Source organism: Aquabacter albus (assembly GCF_040049275.1).
Taxonomy (GTDB): Bacteria; Pseudomonadota; Alphaproteobacteria; order Rhizobiales; family Xanthobacteraceae; genus Aquabacter.
The window spans coordinates 391,611-403,481 of record NZ_JBDZDT010000004.1; the positions used below are offsets into that span (position 1 = coordinate 391,611).

An 11,871-nucleotide genomic window follows, 5' to 3' on the forward strand; every position below is an offset into this window, starting at 1 on the left:
TATTGGGGATTTGAACTTTTCCTTCCGGTCCGGACCGTCACAGCAGCGCCAGCGAGAGCGCCGGCACGTAGCTGATGATCAGGACGTCGATGGTGAGGACGGCGAGGAAGATGAGGACGGGCTTCGTCATCTCGTCCATGGTCACGCCGGAGATTTCCGAGGCGATGTTGAGGTTCACCGCCACCGGCGGCGTCACCATGCCGATGGCGATGTTGACGATCATCACCAACCCGAAATGTATGGGGTCGATGCCATACTTGAGCGCGATGGGCGCGAGGATGGGGCCGAGGATGAGGATGGTGGCGAGTGCCTCCATGAAGGTGCCCACAACGAACAGCAGTACGTTCACCAGCAGCATGAACATGATCGGTCCGTTGGCGATCTGCGCCACCAGCTCGCCGAAATAATGCGGGATGCGGTTGATGGTCATGGCGTGGCCGAACAGGGCCGCGAAGGCGACGATGAGCATGACCATGCCGGTCATGACAGCACTGTCGTTGAGGATCTTGACGATGTCCCCGAGCGTGATCTCCCGGTAGACGAAGACCCCGACGATGAAGCCGTAGATCACCGCCACCACGGAGGCCTCGGTGGCGGTGAAGGCGCCCGTATAGATGCCGCCGAGAATGATCACCGGCATGAGCAGAGCAAGCAGGGATTCTTTGCCCGTCACCCAGACATCGCGCGCCCACTCGCGCAGCGAGATCGGCTTGGTGCTGTCGAAATCCTGCACCTTCGCCACCACGCAGATGGTGGCGATGAGGGAGAGGCCGATGAAGATGCCCGGCAGGATGCCGGCGATGAACAGGCCGCCGATGGAGACGTTCGCCACGAGCCCGTAGATCACCATGGGCAGCGAGGGCGGGATGATGGCGCCAAGCTCCCCGCCCACGGCCACCGTCGCGGCGGCGAAGCGCTTGGGATAGCCCTTGCGCACCATGGCCGGGATCATGGTGGAGCCTACCGCCGCCGTGGTGGCGGAGGAGGAGCCGGAAATGGTGGAGAAGAACATGCAGGTGAGGATGGCGGCCGCGCCCACCCCGCCCCGGATCCAGCCCAGAAGCGCGCTGGCGAGCCCGATGAGCCGGTTGGAGATGCCGCCCGCCTTCATGATGTTGCCGGCGAGCACATAGAAGGGGATGGCAAGGAGCGCGAAGGAATCCAGCGATTCGAACACGTTCTGCGGCACGGCGATAAGGTTGATGCCGCGCTCCATGAGCGCCACCACCGCCGAGATTCCCATCACGGCGAAGATCGGCACCGACAAAGCAAGGGTGAGGGCCATGGTGCCGAAGAGGAGGGCCATGTCTTCGTTCCCCGGTCAGACGATGGAGGCGGCGGCTTCCGCAGCGAGGGCCGCCTGCGCCGAGCGGCGCTCGTGGCGGCGCTCGATGAGGAGCGCGACGAGGTTGATGATGGAGAAGGCCGCGCCCAGCGGCATGGAGGCATAGACCCAGGCCATCTTGAGCGACATGACGGTGGAGGTCTCGGCGAGGCCGAACTGCGTCCACTTGATGCCCAGCCAGATGAGCAGGCCGAAGAAGGCGATGGTGATCAAAAGGGCGAGGGTGCGGATGGCGTGGCCGAGCCCCGCCGGGAGCGCGTCCGGCACTGAATCCATGCAGATGAGCGCGCCCGAGCGCGTCGCCACGGCGGCGCCGAGGAAGATGGCCCACACCATGAGATAGCGCGCCATCTCCTCGGTCCAGGGGGCCGCGACGATGATGCCGAGATGGGGGAGGACGAAGCGGACGCAGATCTGGATGGCGACGGTGATCACCATCACGCCCAGCATGGCCCCCACCACGTGGCGCAGGACGAGATTCATCCCGTCTATGATCCTGAACAGCGTCCTCACATCGCGCCTCTTCTCATGCCACGTTCGAGGGTGATTTCCGGCTTTCGCCGATGGACACAACGAGGTTCTCGGCCACGGTCTCGATGTGCTTGCGCAGCAGCTTCACGCCGCCTTCCACGTCGCGCAGGCGGGCGAAGGCGAGGAGGTTGCGGTGGTCCACGAGCTCGTGCTCCACGTCCGCCACCACGGCGAGCTGGAGGTTGATGTAGCGGTTGGCGTTGTCGTGGACGGTCTTCAGCAGCTTCAGCGCGATTGTCCGGCCGCTCGCGGCGTAGAGCGCCGAGTGGAAGCGCCAGTTGAACTCGCCCCACATGCCCACATCGCTGGCGGCGCTCTCGGTGATGATGCTGTCCGCCAAAGCGAAATCCGCCTCGGTCATCTTCGGGATGGCGAGGGCGAACAGCCAGGTCTCAAGCTGCACGCGGATCTCGAACATCTCCTCCAGCTCGGCGAGCGAGAGGGAAGAGACCACGGTGCCCTTGTGCACCTCCGAGACCACCAGCCCCTCGGCCTCCAGCTGCCGGATGGCTTCGCGCAGCGGCACGCGGGAGACGCCCAGCTCGGCCGCCAGCTTCTCCTGGCGCAGCGGGGTGCCTTCGGCGAGCTCGCCGGAAATGATCCGCTGGCGCACTTGGCTCACGATCTGGTCGGTGAGGGACTGTCTGCCCACCTTCGTCACGGCATACTCCAGAATTGAATACGATATTCAGTGCATGCCGGATGCCGGGCTTACAAGCACAGATTTTGGATCTTCCCTGGCGTTAAAATGCGCAGTTTGGAGCCTTGTCGCTCCGTCTGTGCGATGTTAGATCGAATATTGTATTCAATTTTAAACCGAGGCAAGGCCCCATGACCATCTGGCGCGGCGTATTTCCGGCGGTGACGACGAAGCTGAAGCAGGACGGGTCGCTCGACCTCCCCGCGCTTCAGCACAGCGTGGACCGGCTGATCGTCAACGGCGTGTCCGGGGTCATCCTGCTGCCCATGCTGGGCGAGAACGCCTCCCTCTCCATGGACGAGCGTGCGCAGGTGCTGACCGCAGCGAAGGAAGCGGTGAACGGCCGCGTTCCCATGCTGAGCGGACTTGCTGAGGTCTCGTCCAAGGCGGCGGCGGACTCTGCGCGGGCCTATGAGAAGCTGGGCGCCGAGGGGCTCATGGCCTTCCCGTCCATCGCCTATAAGAGCGACAAGCGCGAAACCGTCCAATGGTACAAGGATCTGGCGGCGGCCTCCGGCCTGCCCATCATGATCTACAACAACCCCATCGCGTACGGGGTGGACGCGACGCCGGACATCCTGGAACAGCTGGCGGATACGCCGGAGATTGTCTGCATCAAGGAGGAGAGTGGCGACATCCGCCGGGTCACCGACATCTACAATGCCTGCGGCGACCGCTTCGCCGTCTTCTGCGGCGTGGATGACCTGATCCTGGAGAGCGCGGCCCTCGGCGTCACCGGCTGGGTATCAGGCATGACCAATGCGTGGCCGGCGGAATGCGTGCAGCTCTTCAATCTCTGCTTCGCCGGCCGCTTCGAGGAGGCGCGCCCGCTCTACCGGCTGCTGACCCCGGCCTTCCACCTCGATACCCATGTGAAGCTGGTTCAGTACATCAAGCTGGCGGAGCACCACGTCTATGGCGCGCCCGAATGGTGCCGCGCCCCGCGCCTGCCGCTGGAAGGCGAGGAACGCGCGCATGTGAGCGCTGTGATCCTCGATGCCATCGCGCAGCTGAAGGGCCGCAAGGCGGCTTGAGCCTCTGTCAGGCGTCATGGCCGGGCTTGACCCGGCCATCTCGTGCCGCCTTCTTCCGCGGGAGATCCCCGGGTCGAGCCCGGGGATGACGGCTCGTGAGGATGGCCCCTCAGTGCCGCGCCTCAGTGTGCCAGCGCAGCAGGTAGGCCCGGAGCCGCTCGACGCCCTTCACCACCACGGCGCCCAGCAGCGCGATCTCCACGATGCCGGCGAACACGCCCACGGAATCCGCGAAGCGCCCCGCCGCCATCATGCTGCCGCCAATGCCCGGCCCGCCCATGAGCATCTCGGTCACCACCGTGGTGATGAGGCCCACGGGCACGGCGATCTGGATGCCGGTCATGATCTGCGGCAGCGCCATGGGCAACACCACTTCCCGCAGCACCTGGTTCTCCGTGGCGCCGAAGGAGCGGGCGGACCAGATGACCCATTTGTCCACCCCCAGCGTCGCCGCATAGGTGGCGGTGACGACAGGGAAGAAGCAGGAGAAGGCGATCATCACGATCTTCGAGGTGTCGAAGATGCCGAACCACAGGATGAAGATGGGCAGGAACGAGATCTTCGGCATGGGAAAGCCGATGGAGATCAGTGGGTCGAAGAACCAGCGCACCGTCGCGTTGCGCGCCATGAGCACGCCCAGCGGGATGGCGATGATGACGCCGATGAAGAAGCCCGTCGCCGCCCGGTAGAGGGTGAGGCCGAGGTCCATGAAGACCTTGCCGGCCACCACATTGTTGAAGATGCGCTCGATGATGGCCGAGAAGCGCGGCAGCAGGAACGGATGGACGAGGCCGAGCCGCGTCACCGTCTCCCAGGCGATCAGCAGCACCGCGATGACGAGGAACTGGATCGCGGTGTCGCTGGTGAGGCGGCGATAGACCGCGCGCCAGGCGCCCGCCAAAGGCGAGCCGGGGCCGGGGGAGGCGCGCCCCGCCGTGCGCGGTGCGGGAATGGTGGGAGAGGCGGTGCGGTTCATGGCTCTCTCCAGCGCAGCTGGTGGCGGACGAATGCGCCGTAGAGGCGGTCGGCGGTGAACCCCACGGCAGCCACCACGAAGATGACGGCGAACATGGCGGCATAGGCCCCACCGTCGCCCAGCTGGCTGATGAGGTAGCCGAAGCCATCCTTGGCGATCACGAATTCGGACGAGACCATGAGGATGAAGGCGAAGGCGAGCGCCGTGCGGATGCCGTTCAGGATCTCCGGCATGGCCGCGGGCAGCGTCACCTGGACAAGGGTCGATGCCGCCGAGGCGCCGAGGCTCCGGGCTGACCAGAGGAGGAACGGGTTCACGCCCCGCGCGCCGTTATAGGAGGAAATGATCACCGGCAGCAGGCAGCCGATGAAGATCAGCACGATCTTCGACATGTCGCCGAGGCCGAACCAGATCATCATGACTGGGATGAGCGCCGATTTCGGCATGGGGTAGAAGATCTGGACGATGGGGTTCACGAGGAGCCGCACGGGGCGGAAGCTCGCCATGAGCAGGCCCGCCGCCGACCCCACCACCACGGCGAGGCCGAAGCCCACCGCCGCGCGATAGAGCGAGCGTGCGCCATGCTGGATGATCTCGCCATCCTGGATCAGGCCCCAGAAGGCCACGGCCACCTGCTTCACATCGGGTAAAAGCTGGTTGGCGAAGGGGCCGGCCGTTGCCACGATTTCCCACAGGACAAGGCAGATGAGGAGCGGCGAATAGCGCCAGAGAACGTTGAGGGTGGCGCCCATCAGTGCGCCCCCCGTGTTGCGGCGATGGCCTGGTCGCGCACGAGGCCCCAGATGTGCTCGCCGATCTCCACGAATTCCGGCCGCTTCATCACCTCTTCGCCGCCGGAGCGGTCCACGGACACGTCCAGCACATGCTGCATGCGGCCTGGGCGGGCGCTCATGATGGAGATGCGGTCGGCGAGGAACACCGCCTCCTGCACGTCGTGGGTCACGAACACCACGGTCTTGCGGGTGCGCTCGAAGATGGAGCGCAATTCCTCCTGCATCACGCGCCGCGTCTGCGCGTCCAGCGCGCCGAAGGGCTCGTCCATGAGCAGGATCTCCGGATCCACCGCCAGCGTGCGGGCGATGGCGGCGCGCTGCTGCATGCCGCCGGAGAGCTGGGAGGGATAGGCGTTCTCGAAGCCAGAGAGATGGACGAGGTCGATGAAGTGCTTGGCCTTCTCCTCCCGCTCCTTCTTGGGAAGACCCAGTTTCTCCAGCCCGTAGAGCGTGTTCTGGAGCACCGTCTTCCAGGGGAAGAGGGCGAAGTTCTGGAACACGATCCCCCGCTCCGGGCTCGGCCCCGTCACCTTGCCGCGCGACGTCTCGATGACGCCGGACTGCACGGGGATGAAGCCGCCGATGAGATAGAGCAGGGTGCTCTTGCCGCAGCCCGAGGGGCCGAGGAGGCAGTGGAACTCGTTGGGGCGGATATCGAGGTTGATATGGTCCAGGGCGGTGACGCCGCCCTGGCCATTGCGGCCGCCATAATGGTGGCTGACATCGCGGATTTCGATCCCGATGCCGCCGGCGGCCGGCTGGTGAACGCCGCTCATTGGCTCTTGCCCTCGTTGGCCTGGACGCGCTTCTTGGCGTCTTCGATGAAGGTCAGGTCCACATATTTCGGCGCCACGGTGAACGGCGCCGGCAGCGCGCCCGCCTTCACCGAGGCATCCAGCATGGTCTGGATGTTCTTCACGTTGGGGACGAGATACGGATCGCGGAAGTAGTCCGCCTTGGTGAACATGTAATTGAAGTTCTCCGGCGGCTGCTTCATGAACTTCGAGAGGATCGCGTTGGCTTCCTGCTTGTTCTTGGGGTCCATGAACCAGCGCATGGCCGTCACGTGGTCCTCGAAGAAGTCGGCGAGCGCCTGCTTGTTCTTGGCGAGGAAGTCGGCGCGGGCGGCGAGGAAGACCAGCTCGGACGGGCCGACCGAATCCTTGATGGTGTAGAGCACCTTGAACTTGCCCGACTTCACCAGCTGGTCCGACATGGGCTGCACCACCATGCCCATGTCCACCTTGCCCTCCTCGATCATGGCCGGGATGTTGGGGAAGGCCACCTCGATGGAGGTGTAGTCGCGCTTGTCGATCAGGCCCTTATTGAGCAGCAGCACCCGCATGCCGGTGTCGGAGGCCGAGCCGATGGCATTGGTGGCGATGCGCTTGCCCTTCAGGTCCTCGGGCTTGTTGATGCCGCTGTCGGTGCGCACCAGGAAGGTGTCGGAATGCCAGTCGTCCACGCCGTCCTGGATGATGTCCGCCACCACCTTCACGTCGAGGCCGGCATTGGTGACGGCGAGCGCGAGGGCAGTCGCCGAGAAAGCCGCCATGTCGATCTCGCCCGCCGCCATGGCGGTGATCTGCGGGGTGGAGCCGCGGAACAGGATCGGCTCGACCGTGTAGCTCTTGCCGTAATGCTTCAGGATCGAAGGATTTGCATAGAGCACCGGGATCATGTGCCCCGGCATGGTGGACCAGCCGATGCGGATCTTGACCGGGTCCGCGGCGAAGGCGGAGGTCGCGGCGACCACGCCGGCAGCAATAACACCAAAGCGGGCCATCCGCCCGAGAAGCGCCCTCATATTGTCCTCCCTTATGCTTTTCGCCGCCGTGGATCGGCGGTCGAAACGTTAGGCGGACCGGAGGCGACGCCGCTTCAGCCGGTCCGTCGATCTTGGGTCTTGGCGCGCTGGCGTTCGCGCTTGGTTAGGATGTTAGAAATTTTGCGGTTCGTTCGGCTATGATCTTCTCGTTCTGAATTTCCGCTGTCAACTGCTAAGTGAGCGACTGATCATTAAGTGAGCATCAAAGGCCGATGCGGCTGGCTCCAGCCAGGAAAACCGTCATGCCCGGGCTTGTCCCGGGCATCCACGTCTCTCCCTTAAGCTGTACCCAGCGGAACCCCGTGGATGGCCGGGACAAGCCCGGCCATGACGGCTTTTCCAGCCGAACCGGCTCCTACGCACGCCTACGATTGACGAAGCTTTCCATCTGCTCCGTCACGTTGGTCAGGCTCCCCTCGTAATGGGTCTTCAGCATGGCCACCGCATCGTCCGCGCGCCGTTCCAGCGCGGCCTCGGCCATGGCGCGGTGCTGGCTGCGCACGGCATCGAACAGCGAATAGGACTGGGCCATGCGCAGCACGGTGAAGCGGCGATAGCGCTGGAACTGGTCCGAGAGCGTGGCGCAGAAATGCAACAGCCAGCGCGACCCGCAGGCCGCGATGAGGCTGGTGTGGAAGCGGTCGTGGCGCCGCTCCCATTCGTCGATGGAATCGTCGTCGTCGAATGAGGTGGGCAGGGGGCTGCGCTCCATGCGGTGCAGCGCCACGAGAATCTCGTCCTCCCAGTCCTCGCCGCCCCGCTCGATGGAATCGCGCAAGGCGCGGCAGGATAGGTCGATGCGCAGGCCGCAGAGATCGTTGAGATCGTCCATGGAGAGGGGCGCGGCCATGAAGCCGCGCTGGCCCTCGAATGCCACCAGATGCTCGGAAGACAGGCGCACCAGGGCTTCGCGCAGGGGGCCGATGCCCACCTTGTAGCGTGCCGAGAGCTGGCGGAAGGGCAGGCGCGTGCCCGGTGCGATGCGCCCGGCGATCAGGTCCGAGCGGAGCTTGGCATAGGCCCCCTCGCCGATGGTCTTGACGTCCGCATCCTTGGGCGTGTCGACGAGCACCATGGCGGAAGCGGGCGCCTTGCGGGTGCCGGTAGCCTTCGCCTTCGCTTTCTCCATGGGGGCTCCGTTCGAGATGCCGGGCGGGGAAACGCACGGGCTGATTGATACATTACCCGCAAATGTACGAGTTTCGTCGCGCACGTCAAAAATTTCTTACAAACCTATCTTGATAGAACGCCCGCGACTTGAGAGAACTCCACTCGGAGCGCGGGATCAACCCGCTGTTTTTACGTAACGGTAGTTCTACGGGTGGCCATGAGGGCCGTCCCAACAGCGAGGATCGATCATGCTGGAGACCAAGGACCGCGCCGACGAGCAGGGGACCATCCGCAACTTCAAGCTCATCACCCAGCACGACATGGGCGGCTTCGGCGGCATGGGCGAGGGCATGTCCATCCAGATCGCCAAGGACGGCCGGCGCATCCTGTGGCTGGCCCACGAGAGCGCACCCAAGAACTTCACCGGCCTCGACGTCACCGACCCCAAGAACCCCAAGATGGTGGTGCAGACCGACCTGCCCCAGCCGCACATGCGCTCCAACTCGCTGGAAGTGACCGGCGACATCATGGCGGTGGCCTACCAGACCCAGAAGGCCGGCCAGCAGCCGGCGGGCCTGGAGCTGTTCGATATCTCGGTGCCCGAGAATCCCCGCTCCATCTCCTTCCTCGACTGTTCCGGCCCCACCTCGCGCGGCGTGCACCAGCTCTGGTTCTGCGACGGCGAGTATGTCCACATGGCCGCCGGCGCGCCGGACTTCGCTGCGCGCAATCCTAAGGACGACCAGTTCTACCGCATCATCGACGTGAAGAACCCCTCCAAGCCCACGGAAGTCGGGCGCTGGTGGCTGCCCGGCACCCGCGAGGGCGACACGGACGCCCCGCCGGTGCGCCACGAGGCGGGCAAGGATTACGGCTTCCGCGCCCACAACACCAACGTCTACCCCCAGCGCCCGGACCGCTGCTATCTCGGCTATCTCGACGCCGGGATGATCATCATGGACATCTCCGACAAGAGCCGTCCGAAGCCGGTGTCGCGCTGGGACAATTCCCCGCCTTACTGGGGCTTCACGCACACCATCCTGCCGCTGTTCAACCGCGAGCTCTATGTGGTCACCGACGAATCCGTCATCGACGGCGGCGAGGACTGGCCGAAGCTCATCTGGATCCTCGACGGGCGCGACGAGAAGAACCCCGTTCCCATCGCCACCTGCCCGCCGCTCCAGCGCGACGTCTATGCCGGCCGGGGCGGGCGCGTGGGCGCCCATAACCTGCACGAGAACGTGCCGCTGCCCACCTCCTGGTATTCCGAAGAGGTGATCATCGGCACCTTCTTCAATGGCGGCCTGCGCGCCTACGACATCTCCAATCCCTACCAGCCGGTGGAGATCGGGCATTTCGTGCCGCCGGCGCCGAAGCTTTCCCCCGTGGGCGCGGTGCAGATCAACGACGTGTTCGTGGACGAGCGCGGCATCGTCTACACGGTGGATCGCCACACGGGCGGCCTCTACATCCTCGAAATGGACTTCTGAGGATGATGCGCAACCCGGCCACGCTGTTCGGTGCCGGCCCGTTCGGCCGGCGCCTCAGCCGGCCGGGTGCCGGGCGGATCCCCGTGACGGTGGTCACGGGGTTCCTGGGCTCCGGCAAGACCACTTTGGTTCGCGCGGCGCTGGCCCATCCCGGCGCGGCGCGCACCGCGGTCATCGTCAACGAGTTCGGCGAAGCGGGCATCGATGATGTGCTGCTGCGCACCTCCACCGAGCAGGTGGCGCTGATCGGCAATGGCTGCATCTGCTGCGCCGCCAAGAACGACCTCCACCGCGCGCTGCGCAACCTCGCCGCCGAGCGGGAGACCGGCGCGGTGCCGCCCTTCGAGCGGGTGCTGGTGGAGACGTCGGGGGTTTCGGAGCCGGGGCAGATCCTCCAGAGCTTCGCCAATGACCGCACCGTCTCCAGCCATTACGCCCTGGAAGGGCTGGTGACCGTGGTGGACGCGGCGCTGGCGGCCCAGACGCAGGACACCGCCGAGACCTGGACCGAGCAGGTGGTTCTGGCCGATCGGCTGGTCCTGTCCAAGACCGACATGGTCTCCCCCGAAATTGCGTCCGAGGTGACCGCCCGCCTCGCCGCGCTCAATCCCGAGGCGCCTTTGGCCCACGCGGCCGAGGTGCGGCGCGACCCTGCCTTCCTATTCGGCGGCGCCACGCGGGAGCGCTCCGCCTTTCTCTGCGCCCCCCGGCCGGCGGGCGCGAGCGCAGGATATGAGACTTTCACGCTTACCTTCGATGCGCCGTTCGACTGGCCGGTCTTCTCGCGGGTGATGGACGCGCTGACCATGCTGCGCGGCGACGATCTTCTGCGGGTGAAGGGGTTCGTGAACGTCACCGGCTGCGCCGGGCCGGTGGTGGTGCACTATGTCCAGCACCTCGCCGCCCAGCCGGAGGAGCTGACGCTCTGGCCCACCGAGGACCGCCGCACGCGGCTGGTGTTCATCACGCGCGGGCTCGGGCGGGACGTGGTGGAGGCGCTGTTCTCGGCGTTTCTGGGGCTTGTGGGGGCGGCCCCTCATCCGTCGCGCACCGCCGGTGAGCGGGACGTCGGATAGAGATCCCCGGGTCAAGCCCGGGGATGACGTTCGTCAGGCGTAAGGCGCCAGAAACGGCAGCAGCACCTCCAGCGTCGCCTCGGGCGCTTCCTCCGGCACATAGTGGCCGCAGCCGGGAATGGTCACCGTCGTCACGTCCTGCGCCACCAGCTTCATCTGGTCGCCCACCCGGTCGCCGAGGCCGAGTGCGCCGCCGATGGCGAGCACCGGCATCTCCAGCATCCGCGCCTTGCGTTCCGCATTGAGCGCGAGGTTGGTCTCGATGCAGCGATAGAATTCGAAGCAGGCGTGCAGCGCGTCCCGGCTCGCCTTGATGGGGGCGATGTAGATGGCCGCCGTCTCCGGGGAGATGGCGTCGCGCGTCGCGCCCTTGGAGGCGAGCTGGTCGCCGAAATAGATTTCTTCCCGGCCTTCCACCATGCGCTCGTTCAGGTCGTCGAGCCGGTTGAAGGCGAAGTGCCAGAGCCTTTTGTTGAGGCCGGCTTCGCTGAACAAAGGCGGGGAGGGCAGGACGCCGGGAACGTTGGCGTCCATCACGGCCAGCCGCTCGACTCGCTCGGGATGATCGGCGGCGAGCGCATAGCCCACCCACATGCCGATGTCATGGCCGACCACGGCGAAGCGCTGATGCCCCAGCGTCGCCATGAGCGCCACGAAATCATTGGCGAGGATGCGCGTGTCGTAGCCCGTCGCGGGCTTGTCCGAGAGGCCGAGGCCGCGTGGCTCGGCCACCACGAGGCTGTAGCGCTCGGCGAGAACCGGCATCAGGAAGCGCCAGACATACCAGGTCTGCGGCCAGCCGCTGATGAGGAGCAGAGGCGGCCCCTTCCCGCCGACGATGGCGTGGAGCGCCACATCGCCCACAGGCACGCGGCGGCTTTCGAAGCGGGTCCAGAAATCGGCGGGAAGGCCGGGGAGGGACTGGGGGTCCTGCGCGAACGCGCCCAGCATCTCGGCGGTGACGGTCATGATACGCACTCCCGCGCC

General features: G+C 65.7%; 12 protein-coding genes. 3 read left to right on the forward strand and 9 right to left on the reverse strand.

The annotated features are described in order from the left end of the window. Window positions 1-37: 37 nt before the first annotated feature. From ABLE91_RS11545 to ABLE91_RS11555, 3 genes are read right to left on the reverse strand one after another with little or no spacing between them, the layout of a single operon-like run. The gene (locus ABLE91_RS11545; protein ID WP_348930962.1) at window positions 38-1,306 is read right to left on the reverse strand and encodes a TRAP transporter large permease; all 1,269 of its coding nucleotides are present in this window, start codon (window positions 1,304-1,306) and stop codon (window positions 38-40) included. Window positions 1,307-1,321: 15 nt separating this feature from the next. Beyond that, on the reverse strand, window positions 1,322-1,828 hold the full coding sequence (locus ABLE91_RS11550; protein WP_348930963.1) for a TRAP transporter small permease: 507 nt from the start codon (window positions 1,826-1,828) through the stop codon (window positions 1,322-1,324). A gap of 43 nt (window positions 1,829-1,871) precedes the next feature. Then, entirely contained in the window at window positions 1,872-2,537 is a 666-nt protein-coding gene (locus tag ABLE91_RS11555; RefSeq protein WP_348930964.1) for a GntR family transcriptional regulator, read from the reverse strand. 170 nt (window positions 2,538-2,707) lie between these two features. Here ABLE91_RS11555 and ABLE91_RS11560 point away from each other — a divergent pair, with 170 nt between their 5' ends. Beyond that, window positions 2,708-3,610, forward strand: coding sequence for a dihydrodipicolinate synthase family protein (locus ABLE91_RS11560; RefSeq protein WP_348930965.1), 903 nt, complete (start codon window positions 2,708-2,710; stop codon window positions 3,608-3,610). Window positions 3,611-3,719: 109 nt separating this feature from the next. Here ABLE91_RS11560 and ABLE91_RS11565 read toward each other — a convergent pair whose 3' ends face one another. The 5 genes from ABLE91_RS11565 to ABLE91_RS11585 all read right to left on the reverse strand — a co-directional run bounded on the left by ABLE91_RS11565 (window position 3,720) and on the right by ABLE91_RS11585 (window position 8,337). Further along, window positions 3,720-4,586, reverse strand: coding sequence for an ABC transporter permease (locus tag ABLE91_RS11565; protein WP_348930966.1), 867 nt, complete (start codon window positions 4,584-4,586; stop codon window positions 3,720-3,722). Further along, a complete protein-coding gene (locus ABLE91_RS11570) occupies window positions 4,583-5,338 on the reverse strand; it encodes an ABC transporter permease (protein ID WP_348930967.1) in 756 nt (251 codons plus the stop codon). The genes ABLE91_RS11565 and ABLE91_RS11570 overlap by 4 nt, the downstream gene beginning before the upstream one ends. Further along, entirely contained in the window at window positions 5,338-6,156 is an 819-nt protein-coding gene (locus tag ABLE91_RS11575) for an ABC transporter ATP-binding protein (RefSeq protein ID WP_348930968.1), read from the reverse strand. The genes ABLE91_RS11570 and ABLE91_RS11575 overlap by 1 nt, the downstream gene beginning before the upstream one ends. Further along, a complete protein-coding gene (locus tag ABLE91_RS11580) occupies window positions 6,153-7,187 on the reverse strand; it encodes an ABC transporter substrate-binding protein (RefSeq protein WP_348930969.1) in 1,035 nt (344 codons plus the stop codon). Before ABLE91_RS11580 ends, ABLE91_RS11575 begins: the two co-directional genes overlap by 4 nt. A 376-nt stretch (window positions 7,188-7,563) precedes the next feature. After that, on the reverse strand, window positions 7,564-8,337 hold the full coding sequence (locus tag ABLE91_RS11585) for an FCD domain-containing protein (RefSeq protein WP_348930970.1): 774 nt from the start codon (window positions 8,335-8,337) through the stop codon (window positions 7,564-7,566). Between the two features lie 229 nt (window positions 8,338-8,566). Here ABLE91_RS11585 and ABLE91_RS11590 point away from each other — a divergent pair, with 229 nt between their 5' ends. Both ABLE91_RS11590 and ABLE91_RS11595 read left to right on the forward strand, forming a co-directional pair. Further along, window positions 8,567-9,808, forward strand: coding sequence for an LVIVD repeat-containing protein (locus ABLE91_RS11590; RefSeq protein ID WP_348930971.1), 1,242 nt, complete (start codon window positions 8,567-8,569; stop codon window positions 9,806-9,808). Window positions 9,809-9,813: 5 nt separating this feature from the next. Beyond that, on the forward strand, window positions 9,814-10,884 hold the full coding sequence (locus tag ABLE91_RS11595) for a CobW family GTP-binding protein (RefSeq protein ID WP_348930972.1): 1,071 nt from the start codon (window positions 9,814-9,816) through the stop codon (window positions 10,882-10,884). 33 nt (window positions 10,885-10,917) lie between these two features. Here the strand turns inward: ABLE91_RS11595 and ABLE91_RS11600 are convergent, their stop codons facing one another. Beyond that, complete coding sequence (locus tag ABLE91_RS11600; protein WP_348930973.1) at window positions 10,918-11,853, reverse strand: alpha/beta fold hydrolase; 936 nt, start codon at window positions 11,851-11,853, stop codon at window positions 10,918-10,920. Window positions 11,854-11,871: the final 18 nt, after the last annotated feature.

Excerpts from the sequence above, each read along its gene's own strand:
- ABLE91_RS11545 (WP_348930962.1), bottom strand. The coding sequence starts at position 1,306 with ATGGCCCTCCTCTTCGGCACCATGGCCCTCACCCTTGCTTTGTCGGTG.
- ABLE91_RS11550 (WP_348930963.1), bottom strand. The coding sequence starts at position 1,828 with ATGAATCTCGTCCTGCGCCACGTGGTGGGGGCCATGCTGGGCGTGATG.
- ABLE91_RS11560 (WP_348930965.1), top strand. The coding sequence starts at position 2,708 with ATGACCATCTGGCGCGGCGTATTTCCGGCGGTGACGACGAAGCTGAAG.
- ABLE91_RS11565 (WP_348930966.1), bottom strand. The coding sequence starts at position 4,586 with ATGAACCGCACCGCCTCTCCCACCATTCCCGCACCGCGCACGGCGGGG.
- ABLE91_RS11570 (WP_348930967.1), bottom strand. The coding sequence starts at position 5,338 with ATGGGCGCCACCCTCAACGTTCTCTGGCGCTATTCGCCGCTCCTCATC.
- ABLE91_RS11575 (WP_348930968.1), bottom strand. The coding sequence starts at position 6,156 with ATGAGCGGCGTTCACCAGCCGGCCGCCGGCGGCATCGGGATCGAAATC.
- ABLE91_RS11580 (WP_348930969.1), bottom strand. The coding sequence starts at position 7,187 with ATGAGGGCGCTTCTCGGGCGGATGGCCCGCTTTGGTGTTATTGCTGCC.
- ABLE91_RS11585 (WP_348930970.1), bottom strand. The coding sequence starts at position 8,337 with ATGGAGAAAGCGAAGGCGAAGGCTACCGGCACCCGCAAGGCGCCCGCT.
- ABLE91_RS11590 (WP_348930971.1), top strand. The coding sequence starts at position 8,567 with ATGCTGGAGACCAAGGACCGCGCCGACGAGCAGGGGACCATCCGCAAC.
- ABLE91_RS11595 (WP_348930972.1), top strand. The coding sequence starts at position 9,814 with ATGCGCAACCCGGCCACGCTGTTCGGTGCCGGCCCGTTCGGCCGGCGC.
- ABLE91_RS11600 (WP_348930973.1), bottom strand. The coding sequence starts at position 11,853 with ATGACCGTCACCGCCGAGATGCTGGGCGCGTTCGCGCAGGACCCCCAG.